This window comes from Oribacterium asaccharolyticum ACB7, assembly GCF_000238075.1.
In the GTDB taxonomy this organism is placed as follows: Bacteria; Bacillota; Clostridia; order Lachnospirales; family Lachnospiraceae; genus Oribacterium; species Oribacterium asaccharolyticum.
Genome location: NZ_JH414504.1, coordinates 1,014,909 through 1,036,268, shown reverse-complemented (window position 1 = coordinate 1,036,268; position 21,360 = coordinate 1,014,909). Strand labels below are relative to the sequence as shown.

Genomic DNA, 21,360 nt, shown 5'->3' with positions numbered 1-21,360 from the left:
TCTGAAAAACGGAAAAATTAGTTTATACAGATGTAAGAGAAATGAAAGATACTTTCTTAAAAATTGTGCTAGAATCCAAAAAATAAGGAGGATATCTATGTTAAAAATAGGAAAAGAAAAGTTGAGCTTGTTCTTTGCTCTGGCTTTTATGCTCTTCTCTTTCCCCATAACCTCATTAGCAGAAGGACAGAGCGCTCCTCAGGGAAAGGGAGAAATCATTGAATATGATTTGAATCCGGAGTCTACTACGGCAAACGAAGCAAGTTCGGAAAGTCAAGGATATACGAAAGGAGCTTCCTTAGGGACGTTCCAGCTTGTAGGATACAGTGGAGACGGAATGACCTATTCCGGAGCACCGACAAAGGCGAACCATACTGTTGCTGCAGATTTGAAGGTTTTACCTTTGGGAACTAAGATTTTTATCGGGGATACCGTTTATACAGTAGAAGATATCGGTTCCGGAGTTAAGGGAAAAATGGTGGATATTTATTTTTCTACTATGGAGGAAGCAAGAGCGCTTACCCGTTCCGGAAGAGTGTACAGTGAAGTCTATGTAGCTGTGCCAAAGAGTGAGTAGAATCAATTTTACCGGTGTTTAACCGGATAAGAAAGAGGGTTTTATTTTGTACATTGAAAAAAGAAAAATGCTTGTGTCTGCTGTCCTTTTCTGTTTATTCACCCTGTGTTCCTTTAAAACGGTGAAGGCGGAAAGCGTTATCGGAAGCTACACAACGGAAAGTTTGGGAGATGTTTTGTATTTTTCCACGGAAGGTACTGAGAAAACGGAAGTGGAAAAGCAGGCTGAGAAGGCTGTGCTTGAAAAGGACAGCGGAACGGACGGAAGCGGTGTAGCCGGTACCGCCTTGACTCCGCTCGGAACCTTTAAAATTACCGGCTACTGCCCCTGCTATAGCTGTTCTGAGGGGTATGGAAGAAGAACGGCTTCCGGAAAGTTGGCTAAGGCGGGCAGAACGGTTGCAGTTGATCCCAGGGTGATTCCGCTGGGAACCAGGCTCTTGATTGATGGACAGGAATACATTGCGGAAGATGTTGGAGGAGCGGTAAAGAACAACCATATCGACATCTTTTTTGATAGCCATAAAGTGGCGCATCAGACCTTGCGTTATACGCAGGTTTATCGAATAGGATAAAGCATTTTAAGAAAAACAGCTATTTCAGGATATGTGGAATAGCTGTTTTTTTTATACTATAATAAGAAAAAATCCATGAAACAAAGAGGAAGGACAGGGAAATGGCATTCACCAAAGAACAGGAAAAAGCAATATCATCTCAGGCAAGAGCTGTTCTTGTTGTTGCGGGACCGGGCTCGGGAAAGACCACGGTACTGACTGAAAGGCTTGTCTATCTTTTAAAAAATGCCACTGATTCCGGGTCCTGTTTGTTGCTTTCCTTTACAAGGGCTTCCAGTAAGGAAATGGCTTTGCGCTTTCGAAAGAGAGGGCTTTCCGGGGTGTCTCCCCATTTTTCAACGATTCATGCTCTTTGCCTGTCACTTTTGAAAGAAGGAAGAGGAGTGGGAAAAGAGAATCTTGTCGACCTCTATGAAAAAATGGATTGGATTAGTCGGTATTTTTTGGAGCAGGGAATCGCAAGGGAAGAGGTGGAGGAACTGCTTCCAAACTACTGCAATCAGATATCCTACTTTAAGTCAATTACAGAAGAAGAAAGACTTGCTTTTCTGCGGGAAGAGAAAAATGAAAACTTTCTTCCATTGTTTCAATATTATGAAATGATGCGAAAAAAGAGAAGTAAGCTGGATTTTGAAGACCTGCTTATAGAAGTTCTGCTGGAACTTCAGAAAAATACCGATTTGGCGGAACTTTGGAAGAGGCGGTATACCCATATTCTGGTTGATGAGTTTCAGGATCTTTCTCTAATCCAATACGCCATTTTAAAGGGGCTTGCCGAGAGGGGAGCATCTTTATTTGTAGTGGGAGATGAAGACCAAAGTATTTATGGATTCAGAGGAGCGAGTCCGGATATTCTCTTTCGTTTCGAAAAAGATTTTCCTTTCTGCGAGAAAATATTTTTACAAGATAATTTTCGCTCTAAAGAAGAGATTGTTGAGCTTTCCTCCAGGCTTATCGGGAAAAATAAGGAACGATTTCGGAAAAACCTGTTTGGAAGACAAGGTAGAGGAGGAAGAGCCAAGTATTATATTGTGGAAAGTACGGCGGAGGAAGGCAGGCTTATTGCAGAGCATGTTGAGACATGCTTAAAGGAAGGATGTCGTCCGGAAGAAATCGCCATTCTGTTCCGGAGTAAGAATCAGATCCCGGCTCTTCTTCCGGAATTTCTGGAGCGAAACATTCCTGTTGTGGTTTATGAAGAGGTCAACAATGTTTTTCAGCATTTTATCGGAAAAGATATTTTAGCTTATCTGCGCCTTGGGATGAATCCGGAGAACGGATCGGATTTGATTCAGATTCTCTCCAAACCTTACAGAGGACTGAGGAGAGAAAAGATTTTACATGAAAATGCAGGATTAAAGGATTTGTGCGATTCGGTAAAAACAGGCAGAGAGCATAGGGCGGTAGCCGCTTTGGAGATGCAGTTACGGACTCTTTCCAAGCTTCCTCCCAAAGAAGCCGTTCTTTTTATTCGAAAGGAAATCGGCTATGAGAAATATCTGGAGGATTTTGCGAAAAAGAAGAACAGAGACTTTACGGAATGGTGGGACAATCTGGAGGAAATTACGTCCATGAGCGAGAATTATCCGGATTTGGAATCTTTTTTCCGCTTTATAACGGAATTTAATCGGAAAGCGCTGGAGAAGAGGAGGAGTGAAGAGGGGAAGGGAGTCCGCTTCATGACCTACCACAGCGCAAAGGGACTGGAATTTGATGAGGTATTTTTACCGGATTGTATAGAGGGTGTCATTCCGGATGGCAGAGCCAAAAAACAAGGGGAATTGGAGGAGGAACGACGAAGCTTTTATGTTGCTCTTACTCGGGCCAGAAAAGGAATTCACATCTATGTCACAAAGACGAGGTACAGTAAAAAAACAGTGCCTTCCAGATTTATTCCGGAATTACTGGAGGGGAGCTAGATTAAGGGGAAAAAGGAACTGCTCAGAGAGAATGAAGCAAGGAGCGGAAGGAAGGCTCCGAAAAACGGAGTTGTTTAATAGGAGAGAAAGAGATGGAAAAACGGAAGATTTTGGTTGTAGATGATGAAGAACGAATGCGAAAGCTGTTACAAGATTTTTTAAAAATGAAAGACTATGAGGTTTTACTTGCCGGAGACGGTGAAGAGGCTATCGATATATTCTTTAAGAAAAAGGATATCGCTCTTGTTATTTTAGATGTGATGATGCCGAAAATGGATGGCTGGGAGGTATTAAAAACCATACGGGAGCACTCCAAGGTTCCGGTGATTATGCTTACTGCCCGTTCGGAGGAGAGTGATGAGCTTAAAGGGTTTGATTACGGTGCGGATGAATACATTTCCAAGCCTTTTTCACCTAAGATTCTGGTAGCGAGAGTGGAAGCGTTACTGCGACGGACAGGGGGAAACAAGGAAGAGGTGCTGGAAATCGGCGGGATACGCATGGATGCCTCCGCGCATAGTGTCAGTGTGGACGGTAAGGAAATTGAACTCAGTTTTAAGGAATATGAACTTTTACAATATTTTATTGAAAACAAGGGGATAGCTCTTTCTCGTGAGAAAATTTTGAACAATGTATGGAATTATGATTATTTCGGGGATGCCAGAACCATCGATACCCATGTAAAAAAGCTTAGGGCTAAGCTTATGGATAAAGGAGATTACATCAAGACCGTATGGGGAATGGGTTATAAATTCGAGGTAGACTAAAAATGAAAAAACACTACTTGAGGGGAAGGTTTGCCCTGCTTTTTGCAGGGGTTTTCTTTGTCTTAATTGTAATCATGCTGGTAGGAGACAACTTCTTTTTAGAGCGTTTTTATGAAAAAAGAAAAGAGAAAGTGCTTCAAAACGCTTATCAGGAGATTGATCGGTATTTGCAACTAAGCGGCGGATTTTCAGCCGCATTTCCGGAAGAGGAAGGAACGAACGGGGAAGCACAGACCTCTGCCATGCGCTATGTTTCCCGTCTGACGGAGACGGAAAATATTTCCGTAATTATCATGGACAACAACAGTTCACGTTCGTACACATCTTCCGCAAATCCGACCATGCTTCTGCAAAGACTTTCCTCCTATATTCTGGGAAAAGACGGAGAAAAAAGAAAATCTCTCTACAAAGGAGATAATTATACCATCATCAAAACACGAGGAAGAGGAGAAGAAGGCGGGTATATGGAGTCCTGGGGGTATTTTTCGGATAACAGCAGCTCCTTCATCATGTCTATGCCTCTTTCCAGTTTGAGTGAGGCAGTCTCCGTATTTAACAGCTTCCTGCTTTTTCTCGGCGGGATGACCATGGCCTTGGGCGTGATTATTGTCTATATCGCAAGCTATGAAGTGACGAAGCCGATACAGGAGCTTGCACAATTGTCCTTAAAGATGAGTCGTTTGGATTTTTCTGCCCGCTTTCAAGGGGATAACACCGACGAGATTAATACCTTGGGAAATTCCATGAACATCCTTTCGGAAAGACTGGAAGAGACCATTTGTGATTTGAAGAAGGCCAACAATGAGCTCCAGAGTGATATTGAAAATAAAACCCTGATTGATAAAAGAAGGCAGGAGTTTGTTGCCAATGTTTCGCATGAGTTAAAGACACCGATTGCACTTATTATGGGGTATGCCGAGGGTCTTTCCGAGGGGCTTTGCGAGGATAGTGAAAGTCGGACCTATTACAGTAACGTCATTCTCGATGAGGCTAAACGGATGAATCATATGGTGAAGGATTTGATGAATCTTTCCGCCATCGAGCAGGGAAAGGATCTTCCGGATTTCACGTTACTGGATTTCCCGAAGCTTTTACAGGGAGTCATTGCGAATATGGATATTCTCTTAAAACAAGAGGGAATACAGCTGGAGGTGGACATTCCGAAGGAGCTCTATTTATACGGAGATGAGTTCAAGATTGAAGAGGTCTTAATGAATTACCTGCAAAATGCGATTCACCATGTGACAGAGCCAAAGCAAATCGGCATTTATACCGAGTATCGCGGAAAAAATCTGGTAGAGGTGCATGTTCGCAATACGGGGAATCCTATCCCGAAAGAAGATCTGCCTCATATTTTTGAAAAGTTTTATAAGGTGGATAAGGCGCATACCAGAGCTTATGGCGGATCCGGTCTCGGTTTAAGCATCGTAAAGGCAATTATGGACAGCCATCACCAGGAATGCGGTGTGAAAAATACCCTCACGGGAGTGGACTTCTGGTTTACCCTCGAGAGGCGAGAAAAATTATTTTAATGAAAAAAATGTAAATATATGATAGAATAAGCAAAATGCTTTTGGATTTGAAAGGAGCGTATAAGATGAACGAATGGAATGAAATGAATAATAGAGAAGAGAACGGAAGCGGCCTTTCCGCATATACACAGGGGACGCTTTCTCCCGCGATGTACAATGTCTCCATCGGCGTACACCTTTTGGTGGGGCTGGTTATTACCTATTTTCTGGCGCTGAGAATGCCCTATGTTTTGCCACAGATTTATTCTGTGCATCCGCTTATTTTTTCCATCGGATTTTTAGTGGTAGGCGTTGTCGGAGGAATGATTGCGGCTAAAGGAAATTATGTTCTATCCCTTATCGGATACGGTCTGAATATTCTGGCTTTCGGTACCTTGTTGTCCTTTGTGGGACTCATCTATCCGGCGCAGTATATTGTTTTGGCTGCAGTTTTAACTACCGTGGTGGTTATAACGATGACCGTTGCGGGCATGCTCTTCCCGAATGCCTTTCTCTCCATGGGAAAGACGCTTTTTATTGCTTTGATCGGTCTGGTGGTTGCTGAATTTGTTACCATGCTCTTGGGAATTTTTTACCCGAATATCTTTGCGATAATCGGCATTTTTATTTTCTCCCTCTATCTCGGATATGACTGGGCAAGAGGGCAGCAGTATCCGAGCACGGCAAGTTATGCCTGCTTTACGGCCTTACAGCTTTACATGGACATTATCAATATTTTCATCAGAATCTTAAGACTCATGGCAAGCAGAAGAAGATGATTTTATAAGGCCCGGCCGGGGATTGATTGCGAATGAAAAAAAGGAGGCTTCGACAGCTCCTTATCATTTTTCTATAAGAGGGGATGCGGAGAAGAGATTTTTTCCCGTCCCCTTTTATGAGGGAAAGAGATGGAAGACTTAAGAATTGCATTACGAAACTTGATGCAGGAAATGCTTTTGAAGAAGAATCTGTCTTCAGACGAAGAGTTTCAGCATTGGTGGATTGACGAGGGAAACGAAAGACGATATTTTGCACTGCAGGGACGCTTGGAAGAGTTGGAGGAAGAAGAGCGAAGACGAAGCTTGCTTTCCTTTTCTTATCTGACAGAGGCATTGGAAGACCTGAATGGGTCTTCCGAGGAGGAAGGAAAGAAAGCATGATTTGTAAGCATTGCGGGCGAGAAATTGAAGATAATTTGGAGAGATGTCCTTACTGTAAGACACCGCTCATTCGTATAAAGGTAAAAAGAATCTGCGCCTATTGCAAGACGGAAATAAAAAAAGGAGATACCGTTTGTCCGGGTTGCGGGAAAAATGTACCGGAAAAAGTTAGAGAACTTCTGGAAAAGGATGAGCTGAACGGAAGTGTTCAGGATGATTTGGAGGAGAAAAAGCACTGGAAAGAAAAGATGGACGCTCTATCTTTTGCGAAAAATGAAGAAAAAGATTGGGATAAGTATATTTTGGATTTTAGACTTCTGATTTTAAGTATTATGCCACCGATTATTGCTATATTCTTTAAAGTCCTTGTTGCGAAAAGCAGTTTTCTTCCTTGGTATTTTACGGTATTGCTCGTCTATTTTGTGATTGCCATGATTGTGTCGTACTTTTTGGATGGAGAAATTCATCGTCTTTGGAGCATAGATAAGAACAGAAAGCTTGGTGAGGCGGAACACCTCGCCTTCTATATCTGTCCCCCCTATACCCTTTACTTCATTTTAAAAAGGAGGAAGGAAAAAAATAATCCGCTACTCTTTTTCATGGCAATGCATCTGGTTTTGTTTGTAACTTGTTTTTTTATTTAAAAAGGGTTTTGGATTTAGTAAGAAAGAAGAATATGGAGAATTGTTCTGCAAACTTAAAGCATGCAATAAAATGGTCGGAACTGTGTTTTCCGGAGGAGATTTCTCTGGAAAAAATAGTTAGGAGCGGGCAATGTTTTCGCCCCAGGGAAATATTTCCTTCCTGCTTTCGCTTTATTACCAAGGATTCTATTCTGTATCTTAAGCAAGTTTCTGCAAAGGAGCTTGCTTTTTATATCAATATCACGGAAGAAGGGGATGGAGAAGCTCGGGAAATTACGGAAAAACAATGGAAGAAGATCTGGCTTCCCTATTTCGACGGAAAGAGAAAGTACGGGAAGATAGAAAGAAAGAGTCGAGAAGATGATTATCTGCAGAAATGCATTGCTTACGGAAAGGGATTAAGAGTGTTGAGGCAGGATCCGTTTGAAACCCTGCTTACTTTTATTTTATCGCAAAGAAAGTCCATTCCGGCAATTCGTTCCTCGGTGGAAAAGCTTTGCGAGCGGTTTGGAGAAAAACAATATAGTAAAGTGGAGGAAAAAGAGGTATATTTGTTTCCCCGTGCAGAGGCTTTACAAGATGCCGATTTTTCCGAATGTTCCTTGGGGTATAGAGCCCCCTTCGTAAGGGACGCGGTAGAACGGGTACTCGAGAAGCGACTGGATCTCTATGCTTTGGATAAAGTGCCCACCGAAGAGCTTCTGTCTAAACTTATGGAAGTGCATGGAGTGGGCATTAAGGTGGCGGCCTGCGTGGCTTTGTTTGCCTATTCCAGGATGGATATTATCCCGGAGGATGTTTGGATGAAGCGAATTTGGGATAAGGCTTATTGCGGCGCAAACCCCTATCTAAACGATCCCGACGGAGGGATTATTCAACAGTATCTTTTTCATTACGCAATTCATCATAAGGAGGAATGGTAGTGTCACATTCATTTTTTGCTTTACTGTCCAGAATGAAATATATTCATCGTTGGGCGTTGATGCGAAATGCCAGAGAGGAAAATCTGTCCGAGCATTGTCTGGAGGTGGGAATTCTTACTCATGCACTGTGTTTGATTGGCAACAAAAAATTAAATAAAAAACTTTCGGTGGATAGGGCGGTTCTTCGGGCGCTTTATCATGATGCTGCGGAAATTCTTACCGGAGATATGCCTACCCCTGTAAAATACCGGAAGGAGGAGTTGAAAACAGCTTATAAAAAAGTGGAGAAGGAAGCAGAGGAACGCCTGCTTTCCACACTCCCCGACTACTTGGAAGAAGAGTACAGAAAGGTATTTTTTCCGGAAGAAGAGGAGAATACGGCTTATGAAAACAAACTGATTAAGGCTGCAGATAAGTTGTCGGCTTTGATTAAGTGTGAAGAAGAGCTCCGTAGCGGAAATCAGGAGTTTGCCACAGCGGCGGCTTCTACCAGAAAAAAAATAGAGGAAATGGCGGAAGAGCTTACGGAATTGAAGATTTTTATGGAGGACTTTCTGCCTGCATATGGAAAGACTTTAGATGAACTTACGGAGTAGAAGATGGCTTTTTTAGTGGAAGAAAAGGAACTGCAGGGAAGAAAGGGGTTTGTAATTACAGGTTATGAGGGCAATGCTCGCGTTCTCCGCATTCCGGAGTACTTGGAAAATGCGTCCGGAGAGAAGCTTCCGGTAGTGGAAATTGCGGCTCATGCCTTTGACGGAAGAGGAGATTTGGAAAGGGTGGAACTTCCGAAATCCATTCGCACACTCAGGGCTTTTTCCTTTTTTAACTGTAAGAATCTCAGAGAATTCCTTCTTTGGGACAGTGTGGAGGACTATTATGACGGTTCTCTTCGTCAGTGTCTTTGTTTATCGCATATCTTTGTTTATTTTGAAAAAGATGGCAATTTCCAAATCGTTCGCGATATCCTGGGAGACAGTGACAGACGCTTGCAGTTTCACTTGTATCTAAATGGCGAGGAAGAGCTTTCCCTGCTTTTTCCCGGTTATGTTGATCGGGTACGAGAAGATACCATGGCCAGGCAAATTCATGACACGATTGACGGTTGCGGCTATAGCTATCGCCAGACAGTGGGGAGAGCCCGCATTGATCTTAGACTTTATGACAAGCTTTTTGAAAGGGTGATTCATGATGCGAAAGGAGCCGCTGTCTATATTGCGCTGGGAAGACTGCGCTATCCGTTGGAACTTTTGGACAAGGCAAAGGAAGACTACCTTCACTTTTTGCGAGAAGAAGACAGCTTTGCGTTGAGGCTGCTTTTATTGGATTGTGAGACGGAGTGGGTGGAATTTTATATGAGCCTGCGGCTTTTTTCCGAAGCGGGAGTAAAGACTGCGCTGGAGCTTCTGGCTCAATATGGGAATGCGGAACTCACGGCAAGATTTTTGGATTACCAGGAGCGATATTTAAAAAAGGAGAGAGAAAAGGTGTTCTTTGACCCGGACAGTTTATAAATCGGAGAAAGATGGAAGAGAGAAGGCAAACGGCGCAAGGGGCACTGAATAACCTTGGGCTTAGGATTTTAAATCAGGCAAAAATAGAACTTAGTTTATCCATGCGTTATCTTAGTAGGGCCTTGGATAAGCTTTCTTTTCAGATGGATTTTAATACAAGACGAATCGGAACGGAGGGGGAGAAAATTCATTTTCATCCCGAGTTTGTTTTTCAACTTTATGTGGAAAGTCCGCAAAAGCTGTATCGATTGTATATGCACAGTCTCTTACATTGCCTTTTTCGCCATATGTTTAAAACGGAGGGAAAGGAAGAAGAGCTGTGGAATCTGGCAACGGATATTCATGTGGAATATGTACTGGATTCTATGGATATAGAGCTTCTTTATTGTCCGGCTTATCCCTTTCGGGAGTCTTACTTTCAAAAACTGGAAAAAGAAGTGAAAAGCTTAAGTGCGGAGCGTATTTATGCCTATCTTTCAGAACAAAATTTAAGCTATTCGGAAAAGGAACGCTTGGAGCAGGAGTTTGTAAAGGATGATCACTGCTTTTGGAAAAAGCTCGGAGAGGAAGAAGGGAAGTCCGGGACAGAAGAAATGGAGAGTTCCGAAGCCGGGGAGAGTAGAGAGAGTACGGAGAACCCCGGGGGAAGAGAGAACAGAAAAGAGACGGAGAGTTCCGAAAGAAGAGGAGATGAAGAAAGGGAGGAGAGCTTCGGAGGGGAAAAGGATGGAGAGAAGAATGATGGCTTAGAAAGCCCAAATAATGAAAATCCGAAATCACAAAGAGAAGGAGACAGCCAATCTGAGAGGGTAAAAGACGAAGAAGGGATTGAGAAAGAGGAGAATGCAGCGCAAGGCTCCGGAGATTCTAAAATTACGGAAGAGGAAAAGCAGAGAAAAAAATCCGAGCGGAAGCCGGGGAATGAGAATCGGACGAAAGAAGAGGAAAGGCGTAAGGAACTGGACAGGGATTGGGAAGATATCGGAAAACGCACGGAAGAGGAGATGAAGGGAGAGAGGAATAAGGAAAAGGGAGAAATACTCTCTTGGTTTCTTCGGTTAGAGCATAAAAGCTATACGCCTTTTCGGGAATTTCTTCGAAAATTTTCCGTGGACAGAGAGGAGCTGAAAACCGATCCGGAATCCTTTGACTACGGCTATTATTGTTTTGGACTTTCTCAGTACGGCAATATGCCGCTTATTGAAGAAAATGAGTATCGCGAGAAGCGAAAGATTCCGGAACTTGTCATCGCAATCGATACTTCTTATTCCACCAAAGGAGAGATGGTAAAGCACTTTTTGGAGGAGACGCTGGCTATCTTAGAGGATAAAGATGCTTTCTTTAGTAAGTGTCGAGTGCATATCCTGGAGTGTGATGATAGAATTCGAGAGGATATCTTGATTGAAAATGCGGAAGAAATGGAGCGATATCGGGAAAGTTTCGAGGTGAACGGCGGCTATGGAACGGATTTTCGTCCAGTTTTTCACTATATAGAGGATTTGCGGAAGAAGGGGGAGTTGAAGGAATTAAAAGCCCTCCTCTACTTTACGGACGGGAGAGGAAGATATCCTAAATATGCGCCAAACTATACGGCTGCTTTTGTTTTTCCGAAAGGGGAAGATATTGACGATGAAAATGCCCCGTTCTGGGTGATGAAACTATATATTTAGACTAAGCATTTTGCGCGGGAAGAATAAGGCGCTGTATATCAATTTTAATGGAGTAGGAGAAAATGAACATACAAGAAGCAAAAGAAGAAATAAAAAGGACCGTTGAGGCCTATCATAAGAGAGATGAGGACGGAAGCTATAAGATTCCGGTAGAAAAGCAAAGACCTCTTTTTCTTATGGGACCTCCCGGAATCGGGAAAACAGCAATCGTGGAACAGGTGGCGGAGGAACTCGGTATCAACCTAATTTCCTATACAATCACGCACCATACGAGACAGTCTGCCATCGGTCTTCCTTTCATTTCCCGGAAAATCTATGGGGAGAAGGAGTATTCGGTAACAGAGTATACGATGTCCGAAATTGTGGCATCGGTCTATGAACAGATTGAACGGACCGGGATAGAAGAGGGAATCCTTTTCTTGGATGAAATTAATGCGGTTTCCGAAACCTTATCTCCGACCATGCTGCAGTTTTTGCAGTACAAAACTTTCGGCATGCATCGTGTTCCGGAGGGATTTATCATTGTGACAGCCGGAAATCCTTCCGAATTTAATAAGTCTGTACGGGATTTTGATATTGCAACTTTGGATAGACTCAGAAAAATAGATATTGAAGAGGACTTTCAAAGCTTTAAGACTTATGCCTATCAGGCGGGAATTCATAGTGCTATTACCTCGTATTTAGAGATTAAGAAGGATCGATTTTACTTTGTAAAGCAGGATATCGAGGGAAAGCGATATGTGACAGCCCGTTCCTGGGAGGATCTATCGAAGCTCTTACAGGTTTATGAAGAATTGCATTATCCTTTGGAAAAAGAGCTTTCTTTGGAATACCTTGCAGACCCGGAGGTGGCGGAGGACTTTACACTTTATTATAGTCTTTATAGGAAATATAGAGAAATCTATCATGTTCCTGATATCCTGGCGGGAGTGGAAGTGAAGGAAAGCAGACTCTTCCTGGAAGCTCCCTTTGATGAAAAATTGAGCCTTCTTTCTCTTTTAACGGATGCACTGCAAAACAGTTTTAGGAACTATGGGAAAGAGAAGGAACTGTTTTCCCGTATATTCCAATTCTTGAAAAATACCAAGGAGGGATCGGCAGAAATTCCTGTGTCTCAAGCGTTGGAAGAGGAAGTAAAGAGACAGCGGAAGAGAATGGCGAGTTTAAAAGAGGCGAGAATGCTGTCCAAGAAAGAAGAGAGCATCCGCTTGCAATTCATGCAAATGCTCGGCATGTTTAACGCATCCTTAAAGGAGGAAATATCCATGAAGGATGAAATGCAGGGAGACAATGAGGCGGCTTTTTCCTTCCTCAAAGAATGTTTTAGGAAAAAGGAGGAAGAGAGACAGGAGGAAATCCGAAAAACCGGTGAAATGCTCAGCAATGCTTTGAATTTTCTCGGCAATACCTTCGGAGAAGGGCAAGAGCTTCTGCTGTTCCTGTCAGAAATCAGTAAGAGCCGTTATGCCCTGGAGTTTCTTTCCGATATCGGAAATGAAACGTATTCCCGCTATAACCAATATTTGCTCTTGAAGGATAAGCAGAAGTTATTACAGGAGGAAGCTGAGCAGGCTTTAAGGAACTAGATTCCCAAGCTGATTTTGTCTTCCGAGAAAGGGCGGAAAACATGAAAAGACTGTAAGGTCATTAAAAAATCGTCATTTCGAAGAGCTCGAAATGACGATTTTTGTCTTTAGTACGTATAGCCTTCAAGGCGTACAAGCTCTCTGTTTTCTTCCCTTACTTTTTATTCTCCGCATTTCGCTTCTTTTGCATCATAACAAAGGCAAAAGCTGTAAGAGAAAGGAGGAAGAAGCTGAGATAAAGATATACAGCACTGCTATCGGATGTTTTGGTCCATCCTCTTCCCTGATGGGGTACTTTTTCCGCTCTATCTGCTCCAAGTACCTGAGGGGCGAGCTTTGTTTCGCCGGAGGAAGGAGTTCTGTCCGCCCCTAAAACCTCACCGGGAGTTTCTACAGAGGGGGGAGTTGTGCCACCGGCAGGAGGTGTTTCTACTACTCTTGGAGGAGTACTTCCGCCAACGCCGGGATTTCCGGGAGTATTACCGCCTCTCCCCGGGATAGGAGGAGTGCCTCCGTTACCATTGGGGTTAGGAGGAGTATTCTCATTTCCGCCGGGAGTGGGAGGATTGTCATTTCCCTTTGGCGGATCCGGGGTATTTTCTTCTTCCGGAGGAGTATTACTTGTGTTTGTTATGATGAAGCCACGTCCGGAATCCAAAAGATTCTCTATAGCAGTGTCGTAGCCTTCTACTTTTACTTCTTTCACTTGGTACTCTATTTTTTCTCCGTTCTTTTCTTTCAGTACAAAGAAATTGTGTTGCCAATCGTTTGCGGCATTTAAAGTAGCTGAGTCAAGGTATGAATCATTTCCCCCTCCGCTCTTACTAGGGAATAGCCCTGCCAAACCATAAGCACGGAGAAAAGAAAAGCTAAAATTCTCTTTTTTGCGTTCAAAGTCAATTACCTCCATTTTTTGAAATATAATTGCGCAAAATCTATTGTCTACATTTAACACAGATTTTAAGATTCGACAAGCAAGTTATAGAATTTTTAGCAATAAAATAAAAAGTTGATTTTAGAGAATAAAAAACAGAGGCACAGCCCCAGCATCTCTAAGCCTGGTCTTACCCGCAACCTCTGTCATTAGATTTGTTTTAGCACGCTTTCAAATGGATGTCAACAAGAGTATTCAAAGCTTGTTCCCATTTTTTATTCAAAGCTTGTTCCCATTTTTTTTAGACCTTTGCTAATACGAAAAATTTAAAAGGCTTATTCTTCCTCCACAATCTCTGCCTTAAATACCATGATGGTATCCGCATCGGAACAGCAAAATTCTGCTGTTCCTTCTTCTTGCCCGGGAATCTTTCCACCATAGCGTAATATATCAATATAGGGAAAGGCGCAGTGCATAGCCATGGGGCAAAGCTCTCCCCGTTCTGTATCAAAGTCAAAAGTCTGGCCTATATGATGCCCTCTATGGCAACCCATCTTTCCTCTTCTGTCCGTAACCGTTAATTTGATTCTTGGTCTCTTTCCCATAGCGCCCTACCTACTCCTTCTCAACAAAAATGTATATAAAACTGCATCTAAACAGCTTGGTTTATCTTCTTTATATTATGACAAAGAAAGAAAAAAGGCTAGGAAAAGAAGCTGATGGGTAGTAATGTTGCGCTGTCAATCAGTTTTTGAAAAAACGGTAAATTGCAAACACTACATCAGTTGGATATTTCCGAAGAATACTATAATAGTCTTGACACCATTTTCATGCTGACCGGCCTTGGCATAGGCTCTAGAGGACTAACTGCAGTAATATCCTTCTTATTTTTTCATTAATAAAGGACAATGTTCAGGTTTCCATTTTCGTATTCAGCCAAAAATACATCTGATACAGATTCAACTCCCTGTTCCTTTATTCTTTCCAAAAGCCATTCCTCTGTCTTATCAATACTATCCAAAGCCTGAGCCTGAATTGTTCCATCCGTAATCAGAGGATATCTTGGGTTTTCTTCCCCCGACATTACTACGATTAGCTGTCCGTTCTGCTCCAGTACCGCTTGCTTAACGTTTCGAATACTATAGATATTATTGCTTCGTAACTTAAACATAATTTCGTGAGCAGTAAGCCCTGCCTTTCTACAAGCCTCTGTATCCAGTTTCCCTCTGCTAATCAACAAACTCGGCTCCCCATCTATAGCTTTTTTGAAAAAAACATTATTGGTTTTTAACCATCTTAAGCTCAAAACAAGGCAAAACCAAATCAATAAAATAATAAAATATTGTAAAAGCCCTATGTTCTCATTATATATCATACCACCGATAATGCCACCAAGAACGTAATTCTGTACTTGGTCGCTGGCAGAAGAAGGGGCTAAATTTCCTTTTCCGGTAAAATTTATGACCATTACAATGGACAAAAGTCCCAATGCCAATTTAATGGCAATATTTATATAAGACACAATCATCTACTTATCCTCCAAATTACATCAATACTTTATGACCCTTTAATTCTGCATATTACTTTGAGATACTATTCTCTACTTCTCCACATCCACAATTTCTATCTGAGGATTATACAGATCCATTTTTTCCAAAAGTACATTTCCATCCACAGAAATAATACGGTAAAACTGATCTTCTTTGGTCTTAATAATCGCTCCATCTCTTGCCGCCTGGGTATTGATATACAAGTCCGTTTTATCTTCATCCAATAGAACAGATACCTGCTCAATCACTCTTAGAGCAGTGCTGTATTGATCATCAATTCTTTTATGGCTTTGATAGTTATTAATATGTACAGCAATTGTCACAAGCACCAAAAGTAAAGCAATTAAGGATAACTCTCTATACTTAGTGGTTTTTTTGTCTCGAAAAGACATAATAAGTGCAAACAACAATAGAAGTACAACAACGGCTGCGAAAAATATTTGCAGCCAGTTGGTCGCTTCTATCCTACTTAATAGATATTCATAGGAATAAAATTTCATATCATTATACCCCCCCGCAATAGCCTCGATTACAGCCTTAACATTCTTGCAGCTCTGCTCTGCCTGTGCTGCGATATCCGGTCCTGCAACTTCTCCTGTAGCAGGATCTACCGGAATCTGTCCGGAAGAAAAAAACCCAATTTCCTACAACATAGCCCTGAGAATAAGGTCCGATGGCTACTGGTGCATTTGTTGTTGATACGTTTTCATTGTATATCTCCTTTTCTGTAGAAAACAATTGAACATCTTTGATATTATCGCAAATCTTGTATAAAAATACAAGAAATACTCATCGGCTTATCCGTAATTTTTCCCAGAAAATGCCAAAATCTATGATGAGATGGAGGCAAAGGTAAAGGTGTATAGTGCAGAAATTGGGAGACTGCAGGAAATGGAAGAGATGGATAAGGAGTTATCAAAACCGATGACGAATGCCATTGTCACAAGACCTATGAAGATGGAAGGGATTGACCATATGAACTACAAGAAAAAAGCATGATTTTAAGCCATTTCCTAGTGGTTAAGGTTTAAAAACGTGCTTTAAGTTTTTGCATAAAAAAATCGAGGTGACAAGATTCGAACTTGCGACCCCCTGGTCCCAAACCAGGTGCTCTACCAAACTGAGCCACACCTCGGAAGTTTCTCGATTTTTGGCGAAAAACTTACCGATTAACTATACAGAGAAGGCCATTCCTTGTCAAGAAAAAATTGATTGACTTTTGGCCTCAACTAGCCTATAGTGTTCTGGCGAGCAAAAAGCTCGTCTTTCTTTATGTATACCTATAAGCAGGGTGGTCACATAAGAAGGAGAAAAAATATAGGAAAGGAGACCAAAATGCCAACATTTAACCAGCTCGTTAGAAAGGGCAGAGAAACTTCCAAGAAGAAGTCTACAGCCCCTGCTCTTCAGAAAGGATTCAACTCCTTAAAGAAGAGAGCAACTACGAACAGCGCTCCACAGAAGCGAGGTGTATGTACAGCAGTTAAGACTGCTACACCGAAGAAGCCGAACTCAGCTCTTCGTAAGATCGCCAGAGTTCGTCTTTCCAACGGAATCGAAGTTACATCTTACATTCCCGGAGAAGGACACAATCTTCAGGAGCACTCCGTTGTTATGATTCGTGGTGGCCGTGTTAAGGATTTACCCGGTACAAGATACCATATCATCCGTGGAACACTGGATACCGCAGGCGTAGCAAACCGTATGCAGGCTCGTTCCAAGTACGGTGCAAAGAAGCCCAAAGCAAAGAAGGCTTAAGTAGTTGAAGGAGCGCGTCGTACAAACGACAGCGTAAAACATGGTTTAGACATGGTTATGACGGAAGCATTTGGTCACAATTTCTTTTCAATAAAGTAGATGTGTCCAATTCCGCATGAACTCAAACGGATTAAACCGAAAGAGAGTACCGTAGATCTAAATGCAATATTTAAGGAGGGAAGTAACGTGCCACGTAAAGGACATACTCTACACAGAGACGTGCTTGCAGACCCGATTTACAATTCCAAGCTTGTAACAAAGCTGGTAAACTCCATCATGTTGGATGGAAAAAAGGGCGTAGCACAAAAAATCGTTTATGGTGCATTTGAGCGAGTAACCGCTAAGGCGGAGAAAGATGCACTGGAAGTATTTGATGAGGCTATGAACAACATCATGCCTGTACTTGAAGTAAAGGCAAAGAGAGTTGGAGGAGCAACTTATCAGGTACCTATGGAAGTAAAGCCGGAAAGACGCCAGACTTTGGCTCTTCGTTGGCTGACAGAGTTCTCCAGAAAGCGTTCTGAGAAGACACAGGCTGAGAGACTTGCAAATGAAATTATGGATGCGGCAAACAATACGGGTGCTGCAGTAAAGCGTAAAGAGGAAATGCATAGAATGGCTGAGGCTAATAAGGCGTTTGCTCATTACAGATTCTAATAGGAGGAAAGACATTGGCTGAAAGACAGTATTCCCTTGAGCATACAAGAAATATTGGTATTATGGCGCATATCGACGCTGGAAAGACTACTCTTACAGAGCGTATCCTCTTTTACACCGGTGTAAATCATAAGATCGGTGAGACACACGAAGGTAGTGCTACCATGGACTGGATGGCACAGGAGCAGGAAAGAGGTATCACGATTACCTCTGCCGCAACGACCTGCCACTGGACACCGGAGAAAGAACACAAGAAGATTCCGGGTGCACCGGAGTATAGAATCAACATCATTGATACCCCGGGACACGTAGATTTCACAGTAGAAGTGGAGCGTTCTCTCCGTGTACTGGACGGCGCAGTAGGTGTCTTTGATGCGAAGAGCGGAGTTGAGCCGCAGTCTGAGAACGTATGGCGTCAGGCGGACACCTATCATGTACCGCGTATCGCTTTTATCAATAAGATGGATGTAGTGGGAGCGGATTTCTTCCACTCCGTACAGACCATTGTGGATCGTTTGGGCAAGAACTGTATCATTACCCAGGTTCCGATGGGAAGAGAAGATACCTTTGTAGGAGTAATCGATCTCTTCGAGATGAGAGCTTACTTCTATAAGGATGATAAGGGCGAGGTAATTGAGATTACCGATGTACCTGATGAGTACAAGGATCTTGCAGAAGAGTATAGAGAAAAGCTCGTAGAAGGCATCTCTGAACTCGATGACGACCTTATGGAGAAGTATCTCGAAGGAGAGACACCGACCGAGGAGGAACTGAAGAAGGCGCTTCGTAAGGGAACCATCGAAGGAAACGCAATTCCCTGCCTTTGCGGTACTGCATATCGTAACAAAGGTGTTCAGAAGCTTCTGGATGCGGTTATCGACTTCTTACCGGCTCCGACCGATATCCCGGATATTCAGGGTACCGACATGGACGGAGAACCGGATAGCAGACCGTCTTCCGACTCTGCACCGTTTGCGGCACTCGCATTTAAGATTATGACGGACCCCTTCGTAGGAAAGCTCGCTTATTTCCGTGTATATTCCGGAACACTAAAGACCGGTTCTTATGTATTGAATTCTACGAAGAACAAGAAGGAAAGAGTTGGACGTCTCTTACAGATGCACGCAAACAAGCGTCAGGAACTGGATGAAGTGTTCTCCGGTGATATTGCCGCAGCAGTAGGTTTTAAGCTTACTTCTACCGGTGATACCATCTGCGACGAGCAGCATCCGATTATTCTGGAATCCATGGAGTTCCCGGAGCCTGTTATCTCTGTGGCTATTGAGCCGAAGACGAAGGTTTCTCAGGGAAAGATGAGTGATGCTCTGGCTAAGCTTGCGGAAGAGGATCCCACATTCCGTGTAAGAACCAACGAGGAAACAGGACAGACCATTATCTCCGGAATGGGAGAGTTGCACCTTGAGATTATCGTAGACCGTCTTCTTCGTGAGTTTAAGGTAGAGGCAAATGTAGGTGCACCGGAGGTTGCTTACAAAGAGACCTTTACTAAGCCGGTAGATGTAGAAGGAAAGTATATCCACCAGTCCGGCGGTTCGGGTATGTACGGACACTGTAAGGTTAAGTTTGAGCCGATGGATGCGAACGCGGAAGAGACTTTCAAGTTCCAGTCTACGGTTGTCGGCGGTTCGATTCCGAAGGAATATATCCCTGCTATTGAAAAGGGTATTCGTGAGGCTGCCAACTCCGGTGTCCTTGCAGGTTTCCCGGTTCTCGGCGTCAGTGTAAACGTTTACGATGGATCGTACCACGAAGTCGACTCCAACGAGCGTGCCTTTGAGTTTGCCGGTTCCATTGCATTCAAGAATGCGATGCAGAAGGCGGATCCGATTCTTCTTGAGCCGATTATGAAGGTCGAGATTACGACACCGGAAGAGTACATGGGTAATGTTATCGGAGATGTAAACTCTCGTAGAGGTAAGATTGACAGCATGGAGGATATCCCGTCCGGAAAGCAAATTAACGCTTATGTTCCTCTGGCAGAGATGTTCGGCTATGCAACCGATCTTCGTTCCAAGACGCAGGGTAGAGCAAACTACTCCATGTTCTTCGAAAGATACGAGAAGTGCCCGAAGAACATTCAGGAGAAGGTCCTTGCGGACGCAAAGAAGTAAAGCGAAATCGCTTGCTTAATGCATAAACTGATGATAAAATCATGAACACTGGGTTCCTTTTTCAAGAACTTGGGATGTACTGCAATTCGCATGCTATGCATGCGTCGGTGCTTGGCATGATTTTTGTTGTATTACATTTATTAGGAGGGTATTGAAATGGCAAAAGCGCATTTTGAGCGAACCAAACCACACTGTAACATCGGAACTATCGGACACGTTGACCACGGTAAGACAACTCTTACAGCTGCAATTACCAAGGTTCTTGCTGATCGTGTAGCTGGTAACACAGCAACTGATTTTGCTAATATCGATAAAGCTCCGGAAGAGAGAGAAAGAGGAATTACCATCAACACCGCTCACGTTGAGTATGAGACAGAGAAGAGACACTATGCTCACGTTGACTGCCCGGGCCACGCTGACTATGTTAAGAACATGATCACCGGTGCTGCTCAGATGGATGGTGCTATCCTTGTAGTAGCTGCTACCGATGGTGTTATGGCACAGACAAGAGAGCATATTCTTCTTGCTCGTCAGGTAGGTGTTCCTGCTATCGTTGTATTCCTGAACAAGTGTGACATGGTTGACGATCCTGAGCTTCTTGAGCTCGTTGAGATGGAAGTTAGAGAGCTTCTTTCCGAGTATGAGTTCCCGGGAGATGACATCCCTGTAATCAAGGGTTCCGCATTAAAGGCTCTTGAGGATCCGAAGTCCGAGTGGGGCGATAAGATCATGGAACTTATGGATGCAGTAGACAGCTATATTCCTGAGCCTGCTCGTGAGACTGATAAGCCGTTCCTTATGCCTGTTGAGGATATCTTCACTATTACAGGTCGTGGAACCGTTGCTACAGGTAGAGTAGAGCGTGGTGTTCTTCATGTATCCGATGAAGTTGAAATCGTTGGTATCAATGAAGAGACTCAGAAGTCTGTTATTACCGGAATTGAGATGTTCCGTAAGCAGCTTGATGAGGCTATGGCAGGTGATAACGTTGGTCTTCTTCTTCGTGGTATCAACCGTGATCAGATTGAAAGAGGACAGGTTATTTGTAAGCCGGGTTCTGTAAAGTGCCACAAGAAGTTTACCGCTCAGGTTTACGTATTAACAAAGGATGAAGGTGGACGTCATACTCCTTTCTTCACAAACTATCGTCCGCAGTTCTATTTCAGAACAACTGACGTTACCGGTGTCTGCATGTTACCGGATGGTGTAGAGATGGTTATGCCCGGCGATAACACTGAGATGGAAGTTGATTTGATTCATCCGATCGCTATGGAAGAGGGACTTCGTTTCGCTATCCGTGAGGGTGGAAGAACTGTAGGTTCCGGAAGAGTTGTTAAGATTCTTGAGTAATTCTATATAGACTTTTTCAAAATGCTGCTTGCTTTGCAAGCAGCATTTTTTTGTCTGCAAGGGAAATATGGGATTGTAAATCTATTTGTGCTACAATAAAATAAATATGCTGTACGGAAGTAAAAAAATATTCAATAAAATCAGTGATTTGCTATTGGACTCTTTGGCTTTCATTTGTAGCCCGGATAAGGGAT

General features: G+C 43.0%; 22 protein-coding genes, 1 tRNA gene and 1 pseudogene. 18 read left to right on the top strand and 6 right to left on the bottom strand.

Going from position 1 to position 21,360, the window contains the following annotated elements:
- Positions 1-97: 97 nt before the first annotated feature.
- The 13 genes from HMPREF9624_RS04625 (at position 98) to HMPREF9624_RS04565 (ending at position 12,845) form a co-directional block, all read left to right on the top strand.
- Entirely contained in the window at positions 98-577 is a 480-nt protein-coding gene (locus tag HMPREF9624_RS04625; protein WP_009536740.1) for a 3D domain-containing protein, read from the top strand.
- A gap of 46 nt (positions 578-623) precedes the next feature.
- The gene (locus HMPREF9624_RS04620) at positions 624-1,151 is read left to right on the top strand and encodes a 3D domain-containing protein (RefSeq protein ID WP_009536739.1); all 528 of its coding nucleotides are present in this window, start codon (positions 624-626) and stop codon (positions 1,149-1,151) included.
- A 101-nt stretch (positions 1,152-1,252) separates the two neighbouring features.
- A complete protein-coding gene (locus tag HMPREF9624_RS04615) occupies positions 1,253-3,070 on the top strand; it encodes an ATP-dependent helicase (protein WP_009536738.1) in 1,818 nt (605 codons plus the stop codon).
- A 92-nt stretch (positions 3,071-3,162) separates the two neighbouring features.
- Positions 3,163-3,837, top strand: coding sequence for a response regulator transcription factor (locus HMPREF9624_RS04610; RefSeq protein ID WP_009428320.1), 675 nt, complete (start codon positions 3,163-3,165; stop codon positions 3,835-3,837).
- A gap of 2 nt (positions 3,838-3,839) precedes the next feature.
- Positions 3,840-5,369 (top strand): sensor histidine kinase, encoded by a 1,530-nt coding sequence (locus HMPREF9624_RS04605; RefSeq protein ID WP_009428519.1) that lies wholly within the window; start codon positions 3,840-3,842, stop codon positions 5,367-5,369.
- 65 nt (positions 5,370-5,434) lie between these two features.
- A complete protein-coding gene (locus tag HMPREF9624_RS04600; protein ID WP_009536737.1) occupies positions 5,435-6,127 on the top strand; it encodes a Bax inhibitor-1 family protein in 693 nt (230 codons plus the stop codon).
- A gap of 129 nt (positions 6,128-6,256) precedes the next feature.
- The gene (locus HMPREF9624_RS04595) at positions 6,257-6,508 is read left to right on the top strand and encodes a hypothetical protein (RefSeq protein WP_009536736.1); all 252 of its coding nucleotides are present in this window, start codon (positions 6,257-6,259) and stop codon (positions 6,506-6,508) included.
- Positions 6,505-7,152 carry a zinc ribbon domain-containing protein gene (locus HMPREF9624_RS04590; protein WP_009536735.1) on the top strand — a complete coding sequence of 216 codons (648 nt, stop codon included), beginning with the start codon at positions 6,505-6,507 and terminating at the stop codon, positions 7,150-7,152. Before HMPREF9624_RS04595 ends, HMPREF9624_RS04590 begins: the two co-directional genes overlap by 4 nt.
- Before the next feature lie 32 nt (positions 7,153-7,184).
- Positions 7,185-8,075 carry a DNA-3-methyladenine glycosylase family protein gene (locus HMPREF9624_RS04585; protein WP_009536734.1) on the top strand — a complete coding sequence of 297 codons (891 nt, stop codon included), beginning with the start codon at positions 7,185-7,187 and terminating at the stop codon, positions 8,073-8,075.
- Positions 8,075-8,671 carry a 5'-deoxynucleotidase gene (gene yfbR / locus HMPREF9624_RS04580; protein ID WP_009536733.1) on the top strand — a complete coding sequence of 199 codons (597 nt, stop codon included), beginning with the start codon at positions 8,075-8,077 and terminating at the stop codon, positions 8,669-8,671. Before HMPREF9624_RS04585 ends, yfbR begins: the two co-directional genes overlap by 1 nt.
- A 3-nt stretch (positions 8,672-8,674) precedes the next feature.
- Positions 8,675-9,589, top strand: coding sequence for a leucine-rich repeat protein (locus tag HMPREF9624_RS04575; RefSeq protein ID WP_009536732.1), 915 nt, complete (start codon positions 8,675-8,677; stop codon positions 9,587-9,589).
- Positions 9,590-9,600: 11 nt separating this feature from the next.
- Positions 9,601-11,259 carry a vWA domain-containing protein gene (locus HMPREF9624_RS04570; protein ID WP_009536731.1) on the top strand — a complete coding sequence of 553 codons (1,659 nt, stop codon included), beginning with the start codon at positions 9,601-9,603 and terminating at the stop codon, positions 11,257-11,259.
- A gap of 62 nt (positions 11,260-11,321) precedes the next feature.
- Entirely contained in the window at positions 11,322-12,845 is a 1,524-nt protein-coding gene (locus tag HMPREF9624_RS04565; RefSeq protein ID WP_009536730.1) for an ATP-binding protein, read from the top strand.
- A gap of 154 nt (positions 12,846-12,999) precedes the next feature.
- On the opposite strand, the gene HMPREF9624_RS04560 is transcribed toward HMPREF9624_RS04565, so the two are convergent.
- The 5 genes and pseudogenes from HMPREF9624_RS04560 to HMPREF9624_RS12260 form a co-directional block, all read right to left on the bottom strand.
- A complete protein-coding gene (locus HMPREF9624_RS04560; protein WP_242822623.1) occupies positions 13,000-13,587 on the bottom strand; it encodes a Cna B-type domain-containing protein in 588 nt (195 codons plus the stop codon).
- A 467-nt stretch (positions 13,588-14,054) separates the two neighbouring features.
- A complete protein-coding gene (locus HMPREF9624_RS04555; protein WP_009536728.1) occupies positions 14,055-14,324 on the bottom strand; it encodes a TIGR04076 family protein in 270 nt (89 codons plus the stop codon).
- Between the two features lie 290 nt (positions 14,325-14,614).
- Positions 14,615-15,247 (bottom strand): DUF421 domain-containing protein, encoded by a 633-nt coding sequence (locus tag HMPREF9624_RS04550; RefSeq protein ID WP_009536727.1) that lies wholly within the window; start codon positions 15,245-15,247, stop codon positions 14,615-14,617.
- Between the two features lie 72 nt (positions 15,248-15,319).
- The gene (locus HMPREF9624_RS04545; protein ID WP_009536726.1) at positions 15,320-15,769 is read right to left on the bottom strand and encodes a DUF3290 family protein; all 450 of its coding nucleotides are present in this window, start codon (positions 15,767-15,769) and stop codon (positions 15,320-15,322) included.
- 3 nt (positions 15,770-15,772) lie between these two features.
- Positions 15,773-15,986 (bottom strand): annotated as a pseudogene (locus HMPREF9624_RS12260) (Rid family hydrolase); the annotation flags it as partial.
- 141 nt (positions 15,987-16,127) lie between these two features.
- Between HMPREF9624_RS12260 and HMPREF9624_RS11740 the strand changes: the two are divergent.
- Positions 16,128-16,268 carry a hypothetical protein gene (locus tag HMPREF9624_RS11740; protein WP_009536725.1) on the top strand — a complete coding sequence of 47 codons (141 nt, stop codon included), beginning with the start codon at positions 16,128-16,130 and terminating at the stop codon, positions 16,266-16,268.
- A gap of 62 nt (positions 16,269-16,330) precedes the next feature.
- Here HMPREF9624_RS11740 and HMPREF9624_RS04540 read toward each other — a convergent pair.
- Positions 16,331-16,404 (bottom strand) — tRNA-Pro (locus tag HMPREF9624_RS04540).
- A gap of 200 nt (positions 16,405-16,604) precedes the next feature.
- Here HMPREF9624_RS04540 and rpsL point away from each other — a divergent pair.
- From rpsL to tuf, 4 genes are all read left to right on the top strand, one after another.
- A complete protein-coding gene (rpsL, locus tag HMPREF9624_RS04535) occupies positions 16,605-17,027 on the top strand; it encodes a 30S ribosomal protein S12 (protein WP_009429099.1) in 423 nt (140 codons plus the stop codon).
- Between the two features lie 186 nt (positions 17,028-17,213).
- Complete coding sequence (rpsG, locus tag HMPREF9624_RS04530) at positions 17,214-17,684, top strand: 30S ribosomal protein S7 (RefSeq protein WP_009428151.1); 471 nt, start codon at positions 17,214-17,216, stop codon at positions 17,682-17,684.
- Between the two features lie 14 nt (positions 17,685-17,698).
- Positions 17,699-19,816, top strand: coding sequence for an elongation factor G (gene fusA / locus HMPREF9624_RS04525; protein ID WP_009536724.1), 2,118 nt, complete (start codon positions 17,699-17,701; stop codon positions 19,814-19,816).
- Between the two features lie 156 nt (positions 19,817-19,972).
- Positions 19,973-21,166, top strand: a complete 1,194-nt coding sequence (tuf, locus tag HMPREF9624_RS04520; RefSeq protein WP_009429065.1) for an elongation factor Tu — start codon at positions 19,973-19,975, stop codon at positions 21,164-21,166.
- The last annotated feature ends 194 nt before the right edge of the window (positions 21,167-21,360 follow it).